This is a genomic window from Proteus sp. fly-1013 (assembly GCF_040140245.1).
Taxonomy (GTDB): Bacteria; Pseudomonadota; Gammaproteobacteria; order Enterobacterales; family Enterobacteriaceae; genus Proteus; species Proteus mirabilis_B.
Genome location: NZ_JBEEWD010000001.1, coordinates 245,956 through 271,532, shown reverse-complemented (window position 1 = coordinate 271,532; position 25,577 = coordinate 245,956). Strand labels below are relative to the sequence as shown.

Below are 25,577 nucleotides of genomic sequence, written 5' to 3'. Positions count from 1 at the left end.
CCGTGATCGGTTTAACCAATGACGGATTGCGTTATATTTTTGTTAAATAGTCATTTCTTTATTAAAAACCTTTTTATAATCCCCCTTATAATAAACAAAAAAGTGGCATAATTTCTTACACCACTCTTTTACACATTAATTTAAAAATAGATTGATTATGGAACAGGAACAGCTTCACCTTTAAAATTATCCAAAATAAACTTTTTGGTTTCAGGTGCTTTTAACTGTGCCATTAATTTAGCAATGCGTGGATCATTTTTATCTTCCTCTCTTATGACAATCACATTGGCAAACTTACTGTTAGCAGCAGGCTCTGTATAAATGACTTCTTTGGTTAAATCGAGCCCTGCATTAATGGCAAAGTGTCCATCAATAGAAGCGACATCCGCTTCTCCATTTTTATAAATTTGTGGCAATAATGGGCCATCATAGGTAAATAAAAACTTAATGTTACGAGGATTCTCAACAATATCATCAATTGTAGAGTCGTCAGGATCAATACCATCTCGTAATTTAATTATACCTTCATCTTGGAAAAGTTTTAATATATGTCCATGTTGAGCTAGATTATTACTGCTTATCATTTTTGCACCATTAGGTAAATCTTGTAAGCTTTTATATTTCTGTGAAAAAAAACGATATGGGTGCATATGTACTGCACCTGCTGATACTAATTTCCAATCAGGATGATCGGCAAGTGTTTTATTTAAATAAGGGACATGTTGAAAGAAGTTTGCATCTAATTCTTTTTCCGCTAATGCCTGATTAGGAATAATATAATCATTAAAAATTCGAATATCTAACTCTAATCCTTCTTTTGCTAATTGTGGTTTAATAAATTCCAGAATTTCCGCGTGAGGTGTACTTGATGCACCGATAATTAATTTATTTTCTGATTTTTCATCTGATGGTTTACAAGCAGAGAGTGCGAGGCTAATAAGTAGCAGTGATCCCAGCTTTTTAAATACTGTTAATTTCATTGTTATAACCTTATTTTTAAATTTGATTTTTAATTGAAATATTTTTTAATTAGCGTTTATCTATATTTCTTACAACACTATCTCCCAATAACTGAATACATAACACAATAAATAAAATCACTAATGTTGCAATCCAAACTACATCAAGATGGTTGCGCTGAAACCCTTCTAAATAAGCCAAATTACCTAATCCTCCCGCACCTATTGCGCCGGCAACAGCTGTTCCACCCACTAAAGAAATCAATGTTACCGTTAAACCAGAAACAAGAGCTGGCGAAGATTCAGGTAATAACACCTTAAATATTAGTGTTGGTAAATTAGCGCCCATTGAGAGGCTTGCTTCTATTACACCTTTATCAACTTCACGTAATGCTAATTCAACCAACCTAGCATAAAAAGCAGCAGCTGAAATCACTAATGCAGGTAGTGCTGCATTAACACCTAATATGGTTCCCACAATTAATTTAGTAAATGGAAACAATAAGATAATTAAAATAATAAAAGGAACCGCTCTAAAAATATTTACAATAAATGAGAGTATTCTATATATAGAAACCTGCTCTTTATATCCCTCTTTTTCCGTTAGAAATAATGCAACACCAATTAAGATCCCTAATAAGCAAGATAATGCACCAGAAACAAGTGTCATATATAATGTATTTAATGTTTCTTCACCTAATACATTGAGTTTTAAATGAGGTAAATAACTATTAATCCAACTTTGTATTTCATCCATATCACACGACCGCTATATCAAATTTATTATTCTCAAGATATTGGATGATTTCATCCGATTTATTATTTAACTGTAAATAAATAAACCCACTCTCTTTCGAAAAACTACCTTTTATTAAATTAATAGGTTCATTAAAATTAGAAATTAAATCATAAAGTAAACAGTCATATTTTTTACCCTCTTGCAGTAACAGTTTTATTACTGTACTTTGCTGTTTTATATTATCAATATCATCACTGTTATCTGTTACATGTATTGATTGTGATAAAAACTGTTGTGTCACTTTATGTTTTGGCTGGTTAAAGATTTTTACTACTTCACCTTGTTCAATTATTTTTCCTTGCTCGATAACCGCTACTTTATTACATATTGCTTTTACAACTTGCATTTCATGTGTGATCAATACAATCGTAATATTCATTTTTTTATTAATTTCAGCGAGCAGAGCTAAAATTGTTTGTGTTGTTTTCGGATCTAATGCAGATGTTGCTTCATCACATAATAAAACATCAGGATTATTTGCTAATGCCCTAGCAATACCAACACGTTGTTTTTGTCCACCACTTAATGTTGATGGATATTCATCGGCTTTATCAGCAAGCCCAACTAACTCCATTAATTCGCCCGCACGTTGAAAACGTTGTTTCTTATCTAACCCTGAAATTTCGAGCGGAAATTCAATATTCTCTCTAACAGTGCGTGACCACAGTAAATTGAAATGTTGAAAGATCATACCAATTGAGTGACGGATTTTACGGATCTCACGTTCACTGCTAGTGGTAATATTGTATTTACCAACAATCACTTCCCCTTTTGTTACAGGCTCTAAGCGATTCAATAAACGAATTAAGCTACTTTTCCCAGCACCACTATAACCAATGATGCCAAAGATATCTCCCTGCTCAATATTCAAATTAATATCATCAACAGCAACAGTTTGCTTTTTCCCTCGCTGGTAAATTTTGCTGACATTTTTTAGTGTTATCATTTTAATCAACTCACTTATTAAATGGAAATCTAGACGGCTAAACATCTAGAAACCCAAATTAATGTTAATGAGAGGAATTGTCAAGCAAGGAATGAAAATGCGATAAACAAAAATGACATACCTTAGAATTAAATTATTTCTATTGCTTCTATTATTGAATCTTTACTTTGAAAATAATTTATTTTATGAATTTAATCGCCAATATAAGATAAATTAATGGTGATATATATTTATTGCGGATAATAAAAAACCCCCTGCCTAAACAGAGGGTTAAATTATTAATACTCAATTAATTAGAGAATAATTAACCGATATATTCTAAACCGTTCATGTATGGACGTAACACTTCTGGAATTTCAATACGACCATCAGCCATTTGATAGTTTTCCATAATTGCAACTAAAGTACGACCTACTGCTAAACCAGAGCCATTTAAGGTATGAACAAGTTGAATTTTCTTGTCACCTTTAGAACGGAAGCGTGCTTGCATACGACGTGCTTGGAAATCCCACATATTTGAGCATGAAGAAATTTCACGGTAAGTATTTTGAGCCGGAACCCAAACTTCTAAGTCATAAGTTTTGCGTGAACCAAAACCGATATCACCGGTGCAAAGCACAACTTTGCGATATGGCAGATTCAGTAATTGCAGTACTTTTTCAGCATGACCCGTTAGCTCTTCTAATGCTTCCATTGATTTTTCAGGATGAGCAATTTGAACCAGCTCAACTTTATCAAATTGGTGCATACGAATAAGGCCACGAGTATCACGACCATAAGAGCCTGCTTCTGAACGGAAACATGGCGTATGAGCCGTCATTTTCAATGGTAAGTCGTCTTCTTCAAGAATAACGTCTCTTACCATATTTGTCACAGGCACTTCTGCTGTTGGAATAAGCGCGTATTGGCTTTCTGCTTCTTCTTCTAACGGTTTAGTGTGGAATAAGTCTTCACTAAATTTAGGTAACTGACCTGTACCGTACAGAGTTGCGTGGTTGACCAAGTAAGGAACATACATTTCTTGGTAGCCGTGCTCTTCTGTATGCAAATTCAGCATAAATTGTGTGATAGCACGATGTAAACGTGCAACTTGACCTTTCATCACAACAAAACGTGAACCAGTGATTTTCACCGCAGAAGCAAAATCTAAACCATCTGTTAGTTCACCTAAAGTCACATGATCTTTTAATTCAAAATCATAAGTCTTTGGTGTTCCCCAACGAGAAACTTCAACGTTTTCACTGTCATCTTTGCCATTTGGAACAGCATCATCTGGCATGTTAGGGATCGTTAAAACGTAATCACGAATTTCCGCTTGAAGCACTTCAAGTTCGGCTTTTGCAGCTTCAAGTTTTTCACCTAACAGGTTAACTTCTTGACGAAGTGGCTCAATATCTTCACCACGCGCTTTTGCCGCACCAATGGACTTCGATCGAGAATTACGTTCTGCTTGCAGGGATTCAGTTTCAACTTGTAACACCTTACGGCGTTCTTCTTGTTGACGGATTTTTTCCACATCGAGGGTGAACCCCCTGCGAGCCAGTTTTTCGGCGACCGCGTCTAGCTCATTACGCAGTAGATTTGGATCGAGCATGCTTATCCTGTGCTTATTGATAGATTAATAAAAACCTTCTCTCCTATCTTATAAAAAAGATATCTGAGACAAGGCATAGTTAAGAAATTAATGATAATTTAATAACCTTACCGCATCTTTACATTTTGCGATAGCGTTTTGTAACACTATTTTGATCTTGTTGAGAAAGCCAGTCTAATTTCTCTGCAACCTTGATCTCTAACCCTCTTTTTACTGGGTAATAGTACTGCGTATTTGCCATTTCTTTAGGGAAATAGACCTCTCCAGCTGCATAAGCATTAGGCTCATCATGAGCATAACGATATTCAGCACCCAGTCCCATTTCTTTCATTAATTTTGTTGGTGCATTACGCAAATGCTCAGGCACATCATAATCAGGCTTACTTTTGGCATCAGCAATAGCTGCTTTAAATGCGGTATAAACAGCATTACTTTTTGGTGCGCAAGCCAGATACACAATTGCTTGAGCAATAGCGCGCTCACCTTCTGCGGGACCAACACGAGTAAAGCAATCCCACGCAGCAATTGCCACTTGCATGGCGCGAGGATCGGCATTCCCCACATCTTCTGACGCAATCGCCAATAAACGACGAGCCACATAAAGCGGATCACCGCCTGCTGTTATGATCCGTGCATACCAATAAAGAGCGGCATCAGGTGCAGATCCCCTTACTGACTTATGTAATGCAGAGATAAGATCGTAAAAACGATCACCTTTATTATCAAAACGAGCACTACGCTCACCACTGATTTCTGTCAGTAATGCCGGCGTTAATACTCGTTTTCCTTGATTATCAACCTCGGCAATATCCGACATCATTTCAAGCAAATTTAGTGAACGACGGGCATCACCATTAACCAGTTGTGCAATCATTTTGCGCGTATCATCTGGCAGGATAATATTGCGTCCGCCTAAACCTCGTTCTGGATCGTCTAGTGCTTGTTGTAGCACTTGCTCAATATCAGCTTCAGTTAACGAACGTAATAGATAAACTCTTGCTCTGGATAGCAACGCGGAATTTAATTCAAAAGAGGGATTTTCGGTTGTTGCACCAATAAAAGTGATCGTACCATCTTCAATATGAGGCAAAAATGCATCTTGTTGACTCTTATTAAAGCGGTGAACTTCATCAACAAACAGGATCGTTCTACGTCCTGCATTGCGATTTTGGCGCGCAATTTCAATAGATTCTCTGATTTCTTTAATACCCGAAGTCACCGCAGATAAGCGTTCTATATCGGCTTGCGCATAGCGACCAATGATCTCGGCAAGGGTAGTTTTACCCGTACCAGGAGGTCCCCATAAGATCATGGAATGCAATTGACCTGCTTTAATTGCTCGAGGTAATGGCTTACCTTCAGCAAGTAAATGCGTTTGTCCGATATATTGTTCCAACGTTTCAGGTCGCATTCTTGCGGCTAAAGGTTGGAACTCATTGCGTGAAAAATCGAGTGATAAATTACTCAAAATATCCTCACTGACGTTGGTCGTCCACAGTCACACCCGCAGGAGGTGTAAAACGAAACGCGGATGCATCGATTGGCGCAGCAGTCTGTGCAGTCAATTGATAATTGCTTACTTGACCGTCTTGTTCTGTGGCGGCAAATTGCTGAATTTGTCCGTTAGGTAATACAGTTATTGTGAAATGTTTTAAGTTATTTTCTACTTTAGGTGTTAACTCAAAACGATCACCAGACTGTTTTACATCATAATTTTGCCACTCTTTGCTGTCATTACGGGCGATCAGCATAAAAGGCGTATTGGTTGTAGAACGCTCAAGCCAAGTTGCAGTGACTTGCTCGACAAAAGGATTGTAAAACCACAATGTTTTGCCATCAGAGATAAGTGTACTCTCATCCGGTGCTGTCATTTGCCAATTAAACAAATCAGGGCGTTGTACTTTTAAACTTCCTTCCCCTTTTTGGATAAGTGAGCCTTCATTGCTGGTCACGGTTTGACTAAAGTTCGCTTGAAAACTATTTACTTTATTTAATCGTTGTTGCAAATCCTGACGTGCATCAGCCCAAGCGGCTTGGCTACTTATTAATGTCATCGCACACACTGCAAATAATACTTTTTTCATTCTACAAGCCTCGGCATGAGATAACGCCGACATAATGTCGGCGTGTAAATTATTGATGATGTTATGCAGATTATCATGCTATCTCATTAGCTGATAACTGTGTTTTCAAGATATTACATATCTGAAGGTGGTGGTGAAAGTACATCACGTGTATTGTTGTGGTTTGGCGAACTCACAATACCTTGCATTTCCATCTGTTCCACAATTCTTGCCGCGCGGTTATAACCAATTCTAAATTGGCGTTGCACACCAGAAATAGAAACTCGCTGTTTTTCAACCACAAATTCTACGGCTTGGTCAAATAACGGATCAAGCTCTTCACCATCATCATATCCACCGCCACTATTACCTTCACCTTCTTCGCCACATTTTGTGATGGCTTCAATATATTGAGGACGACCTCGAGCTTTCCAGTCAGTTGCCACGGCATGGACTTCATCATCACTAACAAAAGCACCGTGAACACGTTCAGGCACAAAACCATTCGGTGCATAAAGCATATCACCCATACCTAGTAATGACTCTGCACCACCTTGGTCTAAAATAGTTCGAGAGTCGATTTTACTCGATACAGTAAATGCGATACGGCTCGGAATATTGGCTTTAATTAAGCCTGTAATAATATCAACAGAAGGTCTTTGTGTCGCAAGCACAAGGTGAATACCCGCAGCACGTGCTTTTTGCGCTAAGCGAGCAATCAGCTCTTCAACTTTTTTACCCGCCGTCATCATCAAATCAGCAAATTCATCAACGACAACAACAATATAAGGTTCTTTTCCTAACGTCGGTATTTCTGTTGCCATACTGTCGCTTGGCTTCCAGAAAGGATCAGGAATAGGACGTGCCATTGCTTCAGCTTCTTTAATTTTTTCGTTATAACCGGCAAGATTACGCACACCTAATGCTGACATTAGTTTATAACGGCGTTCCATTTCAGCCACGCTCCAGCGCAGAGCGCTTGCGGCATCTTTCATATCGGTAACAACTTCTGTTAGAAGATGTGGAATACCTTCATAAACCGAAAGCTCAAGCATTTTAGGGTCAATCATAATAAAGCGAACATCTTCTGGTTTCGCTTTATAGAGAATGCTGATAATCATCGCATTCACACCGACAGATTTACCTGAACCTGTTGTACCAGCAACAAGTAAGTGAGGCATTTTAGCTAGATTGGCAACAACTGGCTGACCGCCGATATCTTTACCTAAAACAACGGTTAGTGGAGAACGGCTATCTCGGAATGCATCACTATCAAGTAACTCACGCATATATACGGTTTGGCGTTTTTTGTTAGGTAATTCCAGTCCTACATAAGGTTTTCCTGGAATAACTTCAACAATACGTACCGCAATAGCAGACAATGAACGTGCTAAGTCGCGAGATAAATTTGATATACGTGCAGCTTTTACACCCGGAGCAAGTTCAAGTTCAAAACGAGTGATAACAGGCCCCGGTGAAATACCAACAACCTTGGCTTTAACACGATAATCATTAAGACGCGCTTCAATAAGTGTACCAATACGTTCAAGCTCAAACATATCAACAGGCTCATCTTCTACTGGGGGTGTTGTTAGTAAATCCAGAGAAGGCATTGGTGTTGTTGGCTTTTGCAACGGCCTATCATTACGCATCAACAATGGATGAATTAAAGATTGCTGCTGTTGCTGTTGCTGTTGCTGTTGCTGTTGCTGTTGCTGTTGCTGTTGCTGTTGCTGTTGCTGTTGCTGTTGCTGTGCAAAATGCTGCGCCATATTAGGCTGTGGCTCAATACGTGATTGAGGTGCAACTTGTGGTGTAACAGGTTCAGAAACAATCGGTGTAAATACTGGCTCTATCGGATCTTCATCCAATAGATCATCAATTGGCGAGAATGCCTCTAATGCAGTGAGCTCTCTTTCTAGCTCAATTTTAGGGCTGTACTCTTCCTCTTCTTCATCACGAGGTGAAATTTGTAGGAATGCATTGCTGGCTGGGTATTCAACTTTTTTCTCAATAGTTTGTGTCGGTTGTGCTGATTGTGAGGCAAACGAATGTTGAATATGAGGTTGATAACCCGTTGTTGCTTGCAATGAAGGAGCAGGTGTTGACAGTTGAGGTAAAACCTCATCTTCGTCATCATCTAACGAAACATCATCACCATAACGATCCTGCAATTGTTGCTTAAATTGTGCTGCCAACTGTTGCTGATATTGCTCATCTTCATCAATATCGTTGTTATTTTCTTCTGTAGAAGAGAATGTATTCGCGGTAACTGTTGGCTCATCACGATAATCATCTTGTTGATGACTAAATGAAGATATTGGTGTTGTGATACTTGGCTGATGAGGCTCAATAATATCTTCAGGATCAGTACTATCGTTCTCACCATAACGTTCACGTTGCTGTTCGAGAAATTGCTGGCGCAACTCTTGTTCAAAATTCGCTTGTTCTTGAATATCAGCTAACTCATCTTCAGGTTCAGATTGAACAGCTTCTTCACGACGACGTAATTCAGCTTCGCGTTGTGAAGGAATATGAATACCATAAAGCTCACGACGTGTTGGTAATCGCACTGGATTTGGGCGCGGTAATTCAGGACCTAATCCTTGTTTAACTTGAGAGCCATGACTAACAAGAGCACTCGTTGCCACTCCTGCTGCCACCGTAGCTGCTTGCGTTAAAGAGTCTGTATCAGGTGCTAGCGAGAATGTAGGTTCCGCTCTACCAGCAGGCATAAAACTATCTGTTGATGTTGATGTTGATAAGGACGATGGCTGTGCCATAGGTTCATTTTCAACATATGGCATTACAGAAGGTGTACTCTCTTCTGGTATTGAGGGATCAGTAGAACATTGAGAAGCATTGGCTTCTGATTGAGCTTCTTTTTTCAAGAATGCTTCTGGAATATCAAAACGATAATGTTCTGGTTCTTCTGTATGAGTTGGTTGCGAAACTGGTGCTGACACAAGAGGAGCTGTTTGTGACAATGTTTGCGCATGTTCATCTGTTATGTCATTTGTTGCAGAGAAAGACGGCAAATCATCTTCTTGTTCTGCTTTAGATTGCAACGTGTCTATCTCTTGCTCTTGCTGACGAGCAAGTTCAAGTGCTGAAGGCGCAGAAAATAGAATATCATCACTCTCTTCTGTTGCTAATTCAGATTGCTGATTTTCTTTTTGATTTGAATTTTCAGCTATTTCTGTAACAACATCTTGAGTGTCATCTTCCTCTTCTTCATCTTCGTAATCAGCTTCATTTTGGCCTCTGTTGGTAATAAAACCAACACCTCCCAAAATAACGGCACCAATTTTTTCTGTGATTGTTAACCAAGACCAACCAGTAAACAGAGTAAAGCCAATTGCCCAAACAGATAACAGGGCAAGAGTAGCACCTAAAACATTAAACCACGGCAATAGAGCTTTGCTAAACAAGCTTCCAATAACACCACCAGAGCTGAAATTATAGATATCATCAAAATTAAGATCAGCTAATGCACAAGAGGTAAAGATCAGAGCCAAGGCACCAATCGTGCGAAGTGCAAGGGAAAAGAAGTCGGTATATTCACGGTTTTGTTGGTAGCGTAGAGAATTCCAGCACCCAAAAACCACAACGACAGGAATTGCATAGGCAAGTAAACCAAATGCAGAAAATAGAATATCAGCTAACCATGCTCCGATACTGCCGCCTAAATTCTGGATAGGCTCATTCCAAGTGGTTTGTGACCAGCTAGGATCAGAGGGATGAAAGCTAAGTAATGAAACCATTAAAAAGACAGCACCAATACCGATAAGGATGAGAATAGCCTCCCAAATACGGCGACGGTTGCTTATCTTTGTTAAACGAATATTTTTATCTTCTGTATATTCCTGGCTCAAAGAGGGCTCTCCAGGTTTAACTTAGGGTGAATTAAAACGGAACAACGCTGAGATATCCCAGCGTTGAAACTGTATGCATAAACAGGAGTGTACCTAACTTTTTCCTGCTTTGCACCAACCTATTAAGTTGGCTTAGCGAGTTTTAATTACAAGGCGGTTGCTTTGTTTAACTTCTTCCATAACCACGTATGTACGTGTGTCATTAACACCTGGAAGACGTAACAGTGTTTCACCTAGTAATTTACGGTAAGCGGACATATCAGGTACACGAGTTTTCAACAGATAGTCAAAATCACCAGAAACTAAATGACATTCTTGGATTTCTTCAAGTTTCTGAACAGCCATATTGAATTGTTCAAAAACATCTGGTGCACCACGGTTTAGTGTGATTTCCACAAATACTAATAATGATGCATCTAAGTAATGTGGGTTTAACAGTGCTGTATAACCAGAAATAAATCCTTGGCGCTCTAAACGACGTACACGCTCTAAACAAGGCGTTGGTGATAAACCTACACGTTTAGATAGCTCAACGTTTGAAATACGACCATCTTTTTGAAGCTCATTTAGAATATTCCGGTCTATTCTATCAAGATCTTTACCCGGACGTTTTTTATTATCAATCATCTCTATACTCTCTTTCTCTTTTTCTCTTACTTTATTTTCCTATACCCATACCTGTACACCATCAGCATCACTGTCGAAACTTCGGTATCAAACGGTCAGAGCAAACTACCAATCTATTTTCTTTTAATGCCAGATAAAAGTTCTATTTTATCCAAATACTCATTAGCAAATATCGTAAAGTAACTATCCTATACCCTGTCTGTCTAAAAATATTACGTATAACATCCGAGGATAATTATCTTTAACAATCATGTTTTCGCAAATGTACAGCGGATTGTCAAAGCAAATGAGTAAAAATCAGAACAAGGCGCTATGTTATTCTCTATATACGCAAGATAAACATCAATTGTAAAGCAAAATGTTTCAGGTTAATTCGATGATGTTAGCCCAATATAACTCTATAATTATTAAACTATATTAGTATTAACTATTGCTAAAATAGCTAAAATATTATGTCTATTTCTCGTCATTGGCTTTTTTTAACGTCTTATTTCTCCTACAATCCCTCAATTCGCATCACGCCTAATCAGAGATGAGGTATACATGAGCACCATCAAACATAGCAAACTTATTATTTTAGGTTCAGGTCCTGCGGGTTATACCGCTGCCGTTTATGCTGCAAGAGCAAACTTAGAACCAGTACTGATTACGGGTGTTGAAAAAGGCGGTCAGCTGACAACAACAACAGAAGTCGAAAACTGGCCCGGAGACCCTGAGGGGCTAACAGGTCCTGGCTTAATGGACCGCATGTTTCAGCACGCTGAAAAATTTAATACAGAGATTATCCCTGACCATATTAATAAAGTCGATCTGAAAAACCGCCCATTCCGCCTATTTGGTGATGAACAAGAATATACTTGTGACGCATTAATTATCGCAACAGGTGCTTCTGCACGCTATATCGGTTTACCTTCAGAAGAATCTTTTAAAGGCCGAGGCGTTTCTGCTTGTGCAACCTGTGACGGATTTTTCTATCGTAACCAAAAAGTCGCTGTTGTCGGTGGCGGAAATACCGCGGTAGAAGAAGCTCTTTATTTAGCTAATATTGCATCTGAAGTTCATTTGATCCACCGTCGTGATTCTTTCCGTTCTGAAAAGATCTTAATTAACCGTTTAATGGATAAAGTAAACAGTGGCAATATTATTTTGCATACTGATCGTACCTTAGACGAAGTTCTTGGCGACGATATGGGTGTAACGAAAGTTCGCTTAAAAGACACTAAGAGTGATAAAACCGAAGAATTAGATGTTATGGGCGTCTTTATTGCGATTGGACATAGCCCTAATACCGCTATTTTTGATGGTCAATTAGAATTAGACAACGGTTACATCAAAGTACAATCAGGTACTCAAGGTAATGCAACACAAACCTCTATCGAGGGTGTTTTTGCAGCTGGTGACGTAATGGATCACATTTATCGTCAAGCAATTACCTCCGCTGGCACAGGTTGTATGGCTGCTTTAGATGCAGAACGTTACTTAGACGCACTAAAATCCAACTAAAATCATCACTTCCTTTCAAGGCGCTATTTCAGTAGCGCCTTTTACCATGTAACATACAGTCTGGTTGCCAAAGCGTATAACTACTTACCCTTGGCCTTTCTGATACTTTGTATCTCACCTGCAGATTTGAATCTTTTCTTATGGATAAAACAAAACAAAGTGAATTGGTTCGATGGCTGAAACAGCAAAGTGCTCCAGCCCGTCGATGGCTGCGGCTATCAATGATCCTAGGTGTTGTAAGCGGTCTATTAATTATCGCGCAAGCATGGTTATTAGCTGTTTTACTTCAAGCATTTATCATGGACAGTCTAAGTCGTGATACGCATATACCTACCTTTCTCACCCTTATTGGTATTTTTATCTTACGCGCTGTGGTGATGGCAATACGAGAGCGTGTAGGTTATCGCTGTGGTATGGCGGTCAGGCAACAAATTCGTAAAATTGTTCTTGATAGACTTGAAGAGCTAGGCCCTGTTTGGGTTAAAGGCAAACCCGCAGGAAGTTGGGCAACAATTATTCTAGAACAAATAGAAGATATGCAAGATTACTATGCGCGTTATATTCCGCAAATGTATCTTTCCACTATTGTGCCTATTCTTATCCTTATCACCATCTTTCCTGTTAACTGGGCTGCTGGCTTGATCCTATTTTTCACGGCTCCACTGATCCCGCTATTTATGGCATTAGTTGGATTAGGTGCAGCAGATGCTAACCGTAGAAACTTCCTCGCATTAGGTCGTTTAAGTGGTAACTTCCTCGATAGATTAAGAGGATTAGATACATTACGGTTATTTAACCGTGGTAATGCAGAAGTTAAACAGATTACTGAAGCAACAGAAGATTTCCGCAAACGGACAATGGAAGTGCTAAGAATGGCATTCCTTTCATCAGGCGTATTGGAATTCTTTACTGCTGTTTCTATCGCTGTTGTGGCTGTTTACTTTGGTTTTTCTTACTTAGGCGAACTTAATTTTGGTAGTTATGGTTTAGGCGTCACTCTTTTCTCAGGCTTTTTAGCATTGATCTTAGCCCCTGAATTTTTCCAACCGTTGCGTGATTTAGGAACTTACTATCATGCAAAAGCACAAGCGATTGGTGCGGCTGAATCTCTGGTTGAATTTTTAGAAGCTGAAGGTGAAAAACCGCAATTCACAGGCAATGAGCGTATCAATACAACGGAGAGTATTGAGATAACAGCTCATGAGCTAGAAATTCTATCTCATCAAGGTGTCAAACTAGCAGGACCATTAAACTTTACCATTAACCCCAATCAGCGGATTGCGATTGTGGGTCAAAGTGGTGCTGGCAAAAGCTCGTTATTAAATGCGCTACTCGGTTTTTTACCTTATCGTGGCTCATTAAAAGTTAATGGTATTGAATTAACACAGCTCTCACCTGAAGCATGGCGTCAATGTTTAAGCTGGGTTGGTCAAAATCCTAATTTACCCGAACAAAGCTTGCTAGATAATATTCGCTTAAGCAATCCTAATGCTAGCGATGAACAAATCAATCTTGCTATTGAAAAAGCCTATGTCAGCGATTTTATTAATGAATTACCTGACGGCTTAGATACGATTATTGGCGATAGTGCCGCACGCCTTTCTGTTGGTCAGGCTCAACGTGTTGCTGTTGCTCGAGCTTTATTATCACCTTGTCAATTTTTGTTATTAGATGAACCCGCAGCAAGCCTTGATTCTCATAGCGAACAACGTGTGATGCATGCGCTTAATAACGCCTCATTAAATCAAACGACCTTGCTTATTACTCATCTACTCGAAGAGACTTTGGGTTATGACCAAATTTGGGTAATGGAAAAAGGTCAAATTATTGAAACAGGCACTTATGCATCGTTAAGCCAACAGAACGGCACTTTTGCTCGCCTTCTTGCTCATCGTAAAGAGGAACTTTAATCATGAGAGTATTGCTTCCTTTTCTTGCGCTCTATCGCCGTCACTGGTTTATGTTATTGCTGGGGATTATTCTTGCTATTCTGACTTTACTGGCGAGTATTGGTCTTTTAACACTATCAGGCTGGTTTTTAGCGGGTACATCTCTTGCAGGTTTTGCTGGTATTTATAGCTTTAACTATATGCTACCCGCAGCCGGTGTTCGAGGTGCAGCAATTTTTCGTACCGCAGGTCGTTATTTTGAAAGGCTTGTCAGTCATGACGCTACGTTTCGCGTGTTGTCGCACTTACGTGTATTCACCTTTAAAAAGATCCTCCCTCTTTCACCGGGTGGAATTGCACGTTTTCGTCAAGGTGAGTTGCTTAACCGCTTAGTTGCTGATGTTGAAACGCTAGATCACCTCTATATTCGCGTTATCTCTCCTATCATTGCCGCTTTTGTTGTCATTATGGCAATTATGTTTGGCCTTGGTTTAATTGATGCTCGTTTAGCCAATACGCTAGGTGGCATTATGCTTACCTTGCTGATTGTTTTACCTTTCGTATTCTATTATGCAGGTAAACCTATTGGCCGTGATCTTACTGATTTACGAGGTCAATATCGCACCGTGTTAACTAGCATGTTACAAGGACAAGCTGAGCTAACTGTTTTTGGCGCATTACCTCGCTTTAGACAAAATTTAGCGCAACTTGAAGCTAAATGGCTACACAGACAAGCACAACAGGCAAATTTAACTGGTTTATCGCAATCATTGATGATCCTTGCATCTGGGCTAACAGCAACATTAATTTTGTGGTTAGCTGCTGGCGGTATCGACAATAGCTTTATGCCTGAAGCGTTAATTGCCTTATTTACATTTTGTGCATTGGCAGCCTTTGAGGCTTTAGCCCCTGTTACTGTCGCTTTCCAGCATTTAGGACAAGTAATGACATCAGCAACACGTATTTCTCATTTAATTGAGCAAAAACCTGATGTCACTTTTCCTGAAAAAGGGGGCGAAACAAACAATAGTGCCACGCTTACAATGCACAATATTTGCTTTACTTATCCAACCCAACCAATGCAAGTCATCAATCACGTAGATTTAACGATTGAAGCAGGACAACACATTGCCTTACTAGGAAAAACGGGTTGTGGTAAATCGACACTATTGCAGTTGATTAATCGCGCTTTTGATCCGACTCACGGCACTATCCGCTTAAATAATTTACCTATTGCTGATTATGATGAAGCAACATTACGTTCAATGATGTCCGTTGTCCCTCAACGTGTTCATGTCTTTAGCCACACATTAAGAGAAAATCTATTGATGGCAAAAGAACAGGCAACAGATGAAGAATTAAAACATGTTCTTCAGCAGGTTGGCCTTGGGCAACTACTTGAAAATGATGAAGGCTTAAATGCATGGATGGGCGATGGTGGTAGACAGCTCTCTGGTGGCGAGCAGCGACGTTTAGGACTTGCAAGAGCCCTACTCCACAATGCACCTCTTGTATTGCTTGATGAGCCAACAGAAGGCCTTGACGCCGATACAGAACAGCAGATCCTTGCACTCTTGCATCAGCATTGCCAAGGTAAAGCTGTATTAATGATAACTCACAGACTTCACGGTTTAGATAAAATGGATAAAATCTGCGTTATGGATGGCGGAAAAATCGTTGAAACAGGCACTCATGCTTCGTTGTTACAACAACAGGGGCATTATGCTAAATTTCATCAAAGACAGGCTCTATTAACACCAACTCACGAGGCATAATATGCCGTTGTTTCAATTAGATGATTGTGATTTGGATTTTCCTGAGACTCATTTAGCTTTAAAAGAGCCCAACGGCTTATTAGCGATAGGGGGAGAAATCTCCCTTTCGCGATTACGTGTTGCGTATCAATCGGGTATTTTTCCTTGGTACTTCCCTAATGAAAAACCACTATGGTGGTCACCCGATCCAAGAGCCGTTTTACCCGCTGGTGATTTGCATATTGGGCGTAGTTTGCGTAAATTTATTCGCCACCAGCCTTATAAAATCACACTCAATCATGCCTTTGCTTCAGTAATTGAAGCGTGTTCTGTACGTGAAGAAGGAACATGGATAGGTCCTGATATAAAAGCAGGTTATGAAGCTCTCCATCAACAAGGTGAAGCTCATTCTGTTGAGGTCTGGGAAGGCGATGAACTCGTAGGTGGCTTATACGGAGTCAATATCGGTGCAGTTTTTTGTGGTGAATCGATGTTTAGTCGCAGAGATAACGCTTCTAAATGTGCCTTTATTGCTTTTTATAACCATTTTCTTCGTTATGGGGGTCAACTATTTGATTGTCAGGTGCTAAACTCTCATACTGCCTCGTTAGGTGCCTCTGAGATCTCACGTGAACATTATTTAGTTGCGTTATCTCGTTGGAAAAAAGTGATTATTGATAAAAAGTGTTGGTATCAGCAATCGTTGGAATTATAATCACTGCTTGTTTTTGTAAAGCCCTTCTTATTTAAGACAGAATTAAGAATGATATTCTGTTATTTATGCAAAAAGGTTTATACAAAAATTTTATCTTACACACCCATTATGTGGTTGGGGTGCTGTTATTTTATTGCTATAAATACCACAAAATAAAGAATTACGACTTCTGTTATTACTTTTACTTTAGCAAAGTAAAACGCAAGTTGCGGTAAGGATGTTAAGTGCAATAGCAAGGTGAACACCATTGCTATCCAATAACATTCCTTTACATAGGACAATATTTTCGGCATTATCTTGCCGTTTAAAAAATATGGTTATTAAAACTTAGAGGATTAGATGGCCAAAGAAGACAACATTGAAATGCAAGGCACTGTACTGGATACTCTGCCAAACACGATGTTCCGCGTAGAATTAGAAAACGGACACGTCGTTACCGCTCATATCTCAGGAAAAATGCGTAAAAACTATATTCGTATCCTGACAGGCGACAAGGTTACCGTTGAGCTGACCCCATATGACCTGAGCAAAGGCCGTATCATCTTCCGTAGCCGTTGATCCCAATCTGTTCTCTCCCGTTATTGTCATATAACGGGTGAAAAAAAACACCACAGGCAAGGCATTTATTGATGCTCACCTGTGGTGTACGCTTTTATAGCTTAGTGAAATTAACCGCTATCTTTAGATAACGGTATCTTCATTCTTCGCCAGTTTTTCTTGGCTAACAAACTCATAATTCAATTTGCCTGCCAGTTTATCTAGTGTCACAGAAACCGAGCCACCATTGACAAGAGAACCAAATAAAATTTCGTTAGCTAATGGTTTTTTCAAGTTTTCTTGAATGACACGCGCCATTGGTCTTGCGCCCATCGCTCTGTCATAGCCTTTATCACACAACCATTGGCGTGCTTCTTGGCTAACTTCTAGCGATACCCCTTTATCATCTAACTGCACTTGTAGTTCGACAATAAATTTATCCACGACCATAGAGATAATTTCTGGTGATAATGCATTAAACCAAATAATACTATCTAAACGGTTACGGAATTCAGGTGAGAAGGCCTTTTTGATTTCAACCATCGCATCAGTGCTGTTATCTTGCTCTGTAAACCCAATTGATTTACGTTGCGTTTCACGTACACCCGCATTGGTTGTCATCACTAAAATAACATTACGGAAATCTGCTTTACGACCGTTGTTATCCGTCAATGTACCGTTATCCATTACCTGTAACAGAATATTGAACACATCAGGATGTGCTTTCTCAATTTCATCAAGTAACACTACGGAATATGGATTTTTAATAACAGCGTCTGTTAATAATCCACCTTGATCAAAACCAACATAACCAGGAGGAGCACCAATTAAACGGCTGACCGTATGTCTTTCCATATATTCAGACATATCAAAGCGTAGCAACTTCACATTCAACGCTTTCGCTAGCTGTACAGTGACTTCTGTTTTACCTACCCCAGTAGGGCCCGCAAATAAGAATGAACCTACCGGTTTATTATCTTGGCTTAATCCTGCACGACTCATCTTTATCGATTCAGACAAGGCGTGGATCGCTTGATCCTGACCGAATACCAACATTTTTAATTGGTTATCGAGGTTTTTCAGCATTGATTTATCGCTGCTAGAAACTGTTTTTTCAGGAATACGTGCAATTTTAGCCACAACAGATTCAATATCTGAGACATTAATGGTTTTTTTACGTTTGCTTGGTGCAACTAAACGTGTTTTTGCACCCGCTTCGTCAATAACATCAATAGCTTTATCAGGTAGATGCCTATCTGTGATGTACTTAACTGATAAGTCCACCGCTGCCTGAATGGCTTTATTGGTATAACGTACATCGTGGTGCGCTTCGTATTTTTGGCGCAATCCTTTGATGATCAAGACTGTTTCATCTGGGGATGGTTCAGTCACATCAATTTTTTGGAAACGACGCGCAAGTGCTCTGTCCTTTTCAAAGATATTGCTAAATTCTTGATAGGTCGTAGAGCCTATAACGCGAATTCGACCACCAGATAATAATGGCTTAATTAAGTTTGCCGCATCAACTTGTCCACCTGATGCAGCTCCCGCACCGATAATGGTGTGGATCTCATCAATAAATAAGATGCTTTTTTCATCTTTTTCCAGGGTTTTCAGTAATGCTTTAAAACGTTTTTCGAAATCACCACGGTATTTAGTTCCCGCTAAGAGCGAACCAATATCAAGTGAGTAAATGGTATAGCCTTTCATCACATCAGGCACATCATCTTGCTCAATACGCCATGCAAGCCCTTCTGCGATAGCTGTTTTACCGACTCCAGATTCACCCACTAATAATGGGTTATTTTTGCGACGACGGCATAACACTTGGATTGTTCTTTCTAATTCAGCTTGACGCCCAATTAGGGGATCAATTTTACCTTGGCGTGCTAACTGATTAAGGTTAGTGGTAAAATTATCCATATGATCGTCGCCTTGCGGCATCTCTTGTTGAGATTGCGCATTCATATCATTCATATCAGAAAGATCTTCGTTTTGTTGATCTTCTTTCGAAATGCCATGAGAAATAAAATTAACGACATCAAGGCGACTAACGTCGTGTTTACGTAATAAGTAAGCTGCGTGAGATTCTTGTTCACTAAAAATAGCCACCAGCACATTAGCGCCAGAGACTTCATTTTTGCCTGATGATTGAACGTGAAAAACAGCGCGCTGTAATACACGCTGAAAACTCAGCGTTGGCTGTGTTTCTCTGTCCACATTTTCAGGCAAAATTGGGGTTGTTTTACGAATAAAGACTTCAAGTTCTTCGCGTAAGACTGCCAGATCGACTTTACAAGCTTCCAATGCTTCGCGTGCCGATTTATTACTTAATAGCGCCAACAACAGGTGCTCTACAGTCATAAATTCGTGTCTGTTATCACGGGCTTTCGCGAATGCAACATTAAGACTCAGCTCTAATTCGTGATTAAGCATAAGCACCTCCTCCTTAAAAGACTAACCGGATCATGCCTGTTCAAGAGTACACAAAAGTGGGTATTCGTTTTCTCTCGCATACAGATTAACTTGAGCCACTTTTGTTTCGGCAATATCCGCACTATAAACCCCACAAACTCCTTTTCCTTTATGATGAACGTCCAACATAATTTGTGTTGCTTTTTCCTCGCTAAGGAAAAAATACATCGTAAGCACTTCTACAACAAAATCCATGGGGGTGTAATCATCATTATTCAAGATCACCTTATACATTGCTGGTGGCTCATTTTTCTGATGAACATCTTCCCTTAACGTGGTTTCTGTTAAAAAATCAAACTGACCCATTGTTTTGTATTACTCATAGTTTTGTTAAACGCCACTTTCAATTATGACATTTAGTTTACCATCTCACAGGAAAGTCTGCCTATCAACGCTTTTTTATTCCTACTTTTTACATTCAAAAAATTACAAAGCGTTAGCTACATCAAAATTTCACCTACTCGAAACACTTTCTATCCCCCTCACCTCTTGACGATTGAAACAATAAAATAGAGTATGTTTTATGAACAGCTCAGTAAATATACTGAAAGTGATGTTAAACAAATAAATACAAGTATATGAGAGAAGCTAAGTATGGAGACAGGTACAGTAAAGTGGTTCAATAATGCTAAGGGCTTTGGTTTTATTACCCCTGCAAAAGGTGGCGATGATATTTTTGCCCACTATTCAACAATCAGAATGGAAGGTTACCGCACACTTAAAGCGGGGCAGAAAGTTAATTATAGCACGATAAAAGGGCCTAAAGGTGATCATGCTGACCTTATCATTCCTATCATTGAATAGAAGATAATTTACAGTATAGATAAACCCGATAAAAATACCTTTTACTCTCAATAGTTGGGTATTTTTAGTTAAATAGAATGCCTAATTCATTCAAATAAAAGCCCTTTATATTCCAAGGGCTTTTATCTTATAGTTTGGATTATTCTCTCGCTAGGGCATCTATTGGATTCATTTTTGCCGCACTTCTTGCTGGTAAAAATCCAAAAATAACCCCAATGGCAGTCGAACAAATAAAAGCACTCACTAATGCGATAGGCTGGAATACAAAATGCCAATCAGGCAACATAATACTTGCTACCATAGCAATACCAAATGAAAGGCCAATTCCCAGTAATCCGCCGACTAAGCAAACTAATACAGATTCTATAAGGAATTGCTGCATCACATCACTCGCTCTGGCACCTACCGCCATTCTAATACCAATTTCTCTCGTTCTTTCTGTTACTGAAACCAGCATAATATTCATTACACCAATCCCACCTACTACTAATGAAATAACGGCCACTAAAGTGAGAAACAGTTGCATGGTTTGAGTGGTACTTTCGGCTGCCTTAATAAAGCTATCAAGGTTATAAGTAAAAATATCTTTTTTACCATGCCTAATCGTTAATAAACGGATAATTTGTTGTTCTGCAACACTGGCGTCATAACCTTCAGTTGCTCTTACTGTAATACTATCAAGATAGCTTCGATTTAAAATGCGGCTATTTAGTGTACTGTAAGGCACCCATACTTTGAGGGATTGACCATTACCAAAAGCCGATTTTTTCTCAGCAATGACACCAACAATCGTAGAGGGAATATTGCGAATAATGATTTGTTCACCAATAACCTCTTTTTTAGTAGGAAAGAACCGCTGACGCGTATTTTCATCAATAACAACAACTTGAGCTTGGCGTTGGATCATATCAGATGTAAACGAGCGACCTTGCGAAAACTTCATGGCATACACTGTGAAATAATCGTCACTAACTCCCGCAACAGATGCTGGTGAATCTTGGTTTCCACGACGTAATCGAGTACTAAATTGAACTTGTGGTGTAACAGCTTGTACATATGACTGCTGCTTTAAAGCGAAGACATCTTGCAGCGTCAATGCTTGTCTATCTTCTGGTGAATCACTCCCAAAATCTTTCCCGGGATAGATATCAATAGTATTAGAGCCAATCGCTTTTATATCCGCCAACACCATGCTTTTAGCTGCATCACCAATCACAATAATCGTAACGACAGAGGCAATACCAATAATAATGCCAAGCATCGTTAGCAAAGTGCGTACTTTGTTCACCACCATTGCACGCCAAGCCATATCTAATGCTTGTGTAAAACGCCCAAATATTTGCCCCAAATAAGAAGAAGCTAAAACGGTTGTTGTCTCTTTTTTAACTTTATTTGCCGTTGTTTGATGGCAATTATCATTAATAATTTTACCGTCTTTTATCTCTATAATTCGTTCAGCCTGTGCCGCAATTAAAGGATCATGGGTTACGATAATCACCGTATGCCCTTGCTCATTGAGTTGCTTAAGAATAGACATAACTTCTTTGCCAGAATGGCTATCCAATGCACCTGTTGGCTCATCCGCAAGAATGACTTCACCGCCATTCATTAATGCTCTAGCGATACTTACACGCTGTTGCTGACCACCAGAGAGCTGATTAGGACGATAATCAACGCGATCACCTAATCCTAAGCGTGCTAATAATTCGCGAGCCCTCTCTTTTCTTTGGGTAGCATTTTTATCTGCGTAAATCGCAGGAATTTCAACATTCTGCTCTGCAGTTAAATGCGACATTAAATGGTAGCGCTGGAAGATAAAACCAAAATGCTCACGGCGTAATGCAGCAAGTTGGTCGCTTTCCATTTTCGCAACACTTTGACCAGCAACTTTATATTCACCACTACTTGGTTTATCTAAGCAGCCTAAAATATTCATTAAAGTCGATTTACCGGAGCCTGAAGCCCCTATAATCGCCACCATTTCGCCAGCATTAATTGTTAATGAGACTTTATTGAGAACAACAGTTTCTTCTTCACCATTGGTATATAAACGGCTAACCTCATTGAGCTCTAATAATGCAGGCATCATGCGTCTCCTGAAGTTTCACCCAGAATAACCTCATCGTTTTCTTTTAATCCGCTGAGCACTTCTGCATAAACATCAGTACGCATACCTATTTTTACTGTGCGTTTTTCTGGCTGACCATTAACTAATACATCAACATAATATTCATTAATTCCTGCATCATCGCCTAATACAGAAAGCGGAACGAGAAGCACATCTTTCTTATTTTCGATAAGAATTTTAACTTGTGCTGTCATTTGTAAACGTAGTAAATGCTGTTCATTAGGTACTTCAAAACGGGCATAGTAAAAAATAGCGTCATTAATTTTTTCGGGGGTAGGTAGGATATCTTTCAACTTACCGCTGAACGCTTTATCTGGTGCACCTAAAACCGTAAAAGAGGCACTAAGCTCAGGCTTTAAATAAATAACATCAGCTTCTGATACTTCTGCTTTTACCAGCATCGTATCTAAATCAGCTAACGTTAAAATAGTCGGTGCTTCTTGCGCGGCAATTACCGTTTGGCCTTCAAGGGTTTTAATAAAAGTGACAACCCCATCCATAGGTGCGGTTATCCGCGTATATTGCAGGTTGGTTCTCGCAGTATCTAGCGTAGCTTGGTTCTTTTTAATTTGTGCTTGATAAGTGATGATGCGTGCTTTTTTTACTTCAACATCAGTTTTAGTACGATCAAGTTCATCTTGTGCAATCGCATGAGTACCAATAAGCTTTAATTGGCGTTGATAAGTTAATTGAGCTAAGCGCAATTCCGCCTGTGCTTGTTGAAGATTGGCTTTAAGCTCATTATTGGTTTCTTGCGATTCGGTGACGTCATTTTGCGCTTTTTTAGGATCGATAATGGCGAGTAAATCCCCCTTTTTAACCACATCGCCCTCTTTCACAAACAAAGTTTGTAACTGACCACTGACCTGCGCACCCACATCAACTTTACGCACAGCATCAAGCTTACCCGTTGCAGTGACTTCTTTTGACAGATCACCTCTTGTGATCTGCTGAGTTTGATATATTGGTGCTTTCTCTTTTGGCAAAAAAAAGTATGTAGCAATTGCTACAATAATTAAAATAAGGGTGAGAACTTTCCCTCGCTTTTTTAAAGATAAAAAAGCCATAAAATTTCCTTCTTAAACATAAAGATGCAATAAATCATACAAAGCATTAGCTATGAGGTTCTATTCTCATAGCTAAATAAAATAAGTGTAGGTCTCGTGGAGTTATCTTGCTTATACAAGTGTTGCGAATTAATTCGCTTTACCTCTTGCAAGCCATGCCACACGAGAAAACATACTTTTCAGTATGGAAGGGATGGAGTCTACTCCTCGTTGAGCCGCATTGTTAGCCACCGTTAGTGCTAGATCAGGCTTGGATGAACGTTGAATAGCTTTAATGATCACGCGTCGAGTTGGCCATTTTTCATTATCTGGCACACCTGCAACATCATGATATACATTGCGAAAGCCTTCTTTGTATAAAAAATGTTCCATATCTAAGGCTGGAAGTTTTGTTAATCTATCACGCTCTGCATCATTACTTTTTGATGCAAAATCTTTAACGGTTGCGGCATATTTTTTACCCGCTTCATCACCATCCACTAAGGTATGCCATTCTATGCCCATATAGGTTGCGTACTTTAATAATGGCTTAAGTCCACATTGAGCAAACTCAATGACTTTTATTCCTTCAGCTTCAAAGAAATAATTACATTGCCTTGCCAACTCGTTCATTAGCCAAATTTCCGTTTCACCTTCAACCAATAACCAGCAACGAGCAAAAAGTGCAGAGGGTCGGTTATAACGAATATGAAAAGAGATACGTCGCTCTTCATCAGAATGCAGTTGCTGATCCCCAACGCGGTAAGCAGCAACTTTATCGGTATCACGCACTAAACGGCAAACACTCTCTAATGGAGCAAGTGACAGTAACTCTCCCGAGTTTGTGGTTGTGATCCGTTGTAATGAGAAAAGATTGAGTAATCCCCAAGCCACCGAAAGCATAATAGGATGCAAACGTGTTTCTGGGTTTTCAACAATCACGATAGGTCTTGCATAAGGATCAAGCGCGACACTACCACGAGACTGCAAGATAGAAGAAAACATCCCCAAGATAATTAATCGAATACTTCTCTGATTAGGTTTTGCCAACACTTTATTAATATTTTCTAAGGCATGCCAGCCACGTACATGAGGCTCATTGACTTTTCGATGACGAGAGCGAGATTTAAACAGCAACGAACCGTGATCGGCAAAATAGTGCCCTAGCAGTTGTTGCATTGCATCAAGACCTTCACGTAAATCATCATCTGACAACTCGTCAGGATTTTTGACTAACGCTTTGGTTAGCTCGCTCATTTTATTATTAAACGCTTCTCGATGAGGATTATTATGAGAATCGATAACATCAGAGGCAAGATCACGAACAAAACGCGCATCTTGTAAGCGAAGAACCGGATAAAGCCTAACAATCTCTGCAATAATTTCTTGAGTTTGTCCATTAGGTAAGCGAATTTGCTTTCCTTCTTTATCAAGAAAATAGCGGAATGTTTTTACATTTTTCTGCTCATCTAATTCAGCGCTAATTCGGTAATAAATATGTTTAAGATCATCACCATTTTCAACCCACACAGGCGCTATTTTATGGAAACGGTAAGATCGATGACGTCCGGGACGAGATTCGGTAAACGTTAAAATAATTTGTAGGCTTTTTTTGCCATTTTCTTCCGGCTCATTCGGCAAACGATGGAAATCATCAGGTGTAAATGCATATTGGTAGGTTTCAATACCCAAACTGAGTGTTAACGCATCAAGTAATGAGCTTTTACCCCACGCATTTTCACCCACTAAGACTGTATTCATATCAAGAGGTAATGAGAGACGATTAAGTCCACGGAATCCAACTATTTCCACTCTTTCTAAATACATAAATTCCCTCGTTAGTTACGACTAAGCTATGGTTTT

General features: G+C 39.4%; 19 protein-coding genes. 6 read left to right on the top strand and 13 right to left on the bottom strand.

All coding sequences use genetic code 11. The annotated features are described in order from the left end of the window. Nucleotides 1–155 precede the first annotated feature (155 nt). The 8 genes from ABN236_RS01220 to lrp form a co-directional block, all read right to left on the bottom strand. On the bottom strand, nt 156–980 hold the full coding sequence (locus ABN236_RS01220; protein ID WP_088493302.1) for a MetQ/NlpA family ABC transporter substrate-binding protein: 825 nt from the start codon (nt 978–980) through the stop codon (nt 156–158). Between the two features lie 49 nt (nt 981–1,029). Beyond that, a complete protein-coding gene (locus tag ABN236_RS01215; RefSeq protein ID WP_349473192.1) occupies nt 1,030–1,716 on the bottom strand; it encodes a methionine ABC transporter permease in 687 nt (228 codons plus the stop codon). Nucleotide 1,717: 1 nt separating this feature from the next. Continuing rightward, nucleotides 1,718–2,704, bottom strand: a complete 987-nt coding sequence (locus ABN236_RS01210; protein WP_349473191.1) for a methionine ABC transporter ATP-binding protein — start codon at nt 2,702–2,704, stop codon at nt 1,718–1,720. 304 nt (nt 2,705–3,008) lie between these two features. After that, nucleotides 3,009–4,298 carry a serine--tRNA ligase gene (gene serS / locus ABN236_RS01205; RefSeq protein ID WP_088493304.1) on the bottom strand — a complete coding sequence of 430 codons (1,290 nt, stop codon included), beginning with the start codon at nt 4,296–4,298 and terminating at the stop codon, nt 3,009–3,011. 118 nt (nt 4,299–4,416) lie between these two features. Next, entirely contained in the window at nt 4,417–5,766 is a 1,350-nt protein-coding gene (locus ABN236_RS01200) for a replication-associated recombination protein A (protein ID WP_349473190.1), read from the bottom strand. Between the two features lie 7 nt (nt 5,767–5,773). Then, a complete protein-coding gene (lolA, locus tag ABN236_RS01195; protein ID WP_088493306.1) occupies nt 5,774–6,382 on the bottom strand; it encodes an outer membrane lipoprotein periplasmic chaperone LolA in 609 nt (202 codons plus the stop codon). A 113-nt stretch (nt 6,383–6,495) separates the two neighbouring features. Further along, nucleotides 6,496–10,236 carry a DNA translocase FtsK 4TM domain-containing protein gene (locus ABN236_RS01190; protein WP_349473189.1) on the bottom strand — a complete coding sequence of 1,247 codons (3,741 nt, stop codon included), beginning with the start codon at nt 10,234–10,236 and terminating at the stop codon, nt 6,496–6,498. A gap of 132 nt (nt 10,237–10,368) precedes the next feature. Further along, nucleotides 10,369–10,863 carry a leucine-responsive transcriptional regulator Lrp gene (gene lrp / locus ABN236_RS01185; protein ID WP_004244566.1) on the bottom strand — a complete coding sequence of 165 codons (495 nt, stop codon included), beginning with the start codon at nt 10,861–10,863 and terminating at the stop codon, nt 10,369–10,371. Between the two features lie 543 nt (nt 10,864–11,406). Here lrp and trxB point away from each other — a divergent pair. The 5 genes from trxB to infA all read left to right on the top strand — a co-directional run bounded on the left by trxB (nt 11,407) and on the right by infA (nt 17,282). Continuing rightward, a complete protein-coding gene (gene trxB / locus ABN236_RS01180; protein WP_349473188.1) occupies nt 11,407–12,366 on the top strand; it encodes a thioredoxin-disulfide reductase in 960 nt (319 codons plus the stop codon). 140 nt (nt 12,367–12,506) lie between these two features. Further along, entirely contained in the window at nt 12,507–14,276 is a 1,770-nt protein-coding gene (gene cydD, locus ABN236_RS01175) for a heme ABC transporter permease/ATP-binding protein CydD (RefSeq protein WP_349473187.1), read from the top strand. Between the two features lie 2 nt (nt 14,277–14,278). After that, nucleotides 14,279–16,030 carry a heme ABC transporter ATP-binding protein/permease CydC gene (gene cydC / locus ABN236_RS01170; RefSeq protein WP_311755159.1) on the top strand — a complete coding sequence of 584 codons (1,752 nt, stop codon included), beginning with the start codon at nt 14,279–14,281 and terminating at the stop codon, nt 16,028–16,030. 1 nt (nt 16,031) lies between these two features. Continuing rightward, nucleotides 16,032–16,724 carry a leucyl/phenylalanyl-tRNA--protein transferase gene (gene aat / locus ABN236_RS01165; RefSeq protein WP_349473186.1) on the top strand — a complete coding sequence of 231 codons (693 nt, stop codon included), beginning with the start codon at nt 16,032–16,034 and terminating at the stop codon, nt 16,722–16,724. 339 nt (nt 16,725–17,063) lie between these two features. Then, on the top strand, nt 17,064–17,282 hold the full coding sequence (gene infA / locus ABN236_RS01160) for a translation initiation factor IF-1 (RefSeq protein WP_004244560.1): 219 nt from the start codon (nt 17,064–17,066) through the stop codon (nt 17,280–17,282). Nucleotides 17,283–17,405: 123 nt separating this feature from the next. Here infA and clpA read toward each other — a convergent pair whose 3' ends face one another. After that, on the bottom strand, nt 17,406–19,697 hold the full coding sequence (gene clpA, locus ABN236_RS01155) for an ATP-dependent Clp protease ATP-binding subunit ClpA (RefSeq protein ID WP_102949390.1): 2,292 nt from the start codon (nt 19,695–19,697) through the stop codon (nt 17,406–17,408). 30 nt (nt 19,698–19,727) lie between these two features. Next, nucleotides 19,728–20,042 (bottom strand): ATP-dependent Clp protease adapter ClpS, encoded by a 315-nt coding sequence (gene clpS, locus ABN236_RS01150; protein ID WP_075672467.1) that lies wholly within the window; start codon nt 20,040–20,042, stop codon nt 19,728–19,730. 288 nt (nt 20,043–20,330) lie between these two features. On the opposite strand from clpS, the gene cspD reads away from it, so the two are divergent. Next, on the top strand, nt 20,331–20,540 hold the full coding sequence (cspD, locus tag ABN236_RS01145) for a cold shock domain-containing protein CspD (protein WP_023581298.1): 210 nt from the start codon (nt 20,331–20,333) through the stop codon (nt 20,538–20,540). A 139-nt stretch (nt 20,541–20,679) separates the two neighbouring features. Here cspD and macB read toward each other — a convergent pair whose 3' ends face one another. The 3 genes from macB to ABN236_RS01130 form a co-directional block, all read right to left on the bottom strand. After that, complete coding sequence (gene macB, locus ABN236_RS01140) at nt 20,680–22,626, bottom strand: macrolide ABC transporter ATP-binding protein/permease MacB (protein WP_088493312.1); 1,947 nt, start codon at nt 22,624–22,626, stop codon at nt 20,680–20,682. Beyond that, on the bottom strand, nt 22,626–23,735 hold the full coding sequence (gene macA / locus ABN236_RS01135; protein ID WP_349473185.1) for a macrolide transporter subunit MacA: 1,110 nt from the start codon (nt 23,733–23,735) through the stop codon (nt 22,626–22,628). The genes macB and macA overlap by 1 nt, the downstream gene beginning before the upstream one ends. A gap of 129 nt (nt 23,736–23,864) precedes the next feature. Then, on the bottom strand, nt 23,865–25,541 hold the full coding sequence (locus ABN236_RS01130) for an ATP-dependent nuclease (RefSeq protein WP_088493313.1): 1,677 nt from the start codon (nt 25,539–25,541) through the stop codon (nt 23,865–23,867). Between the last annotated feature and the right edge of the window lie 36 nt (nt 25,542–25,577).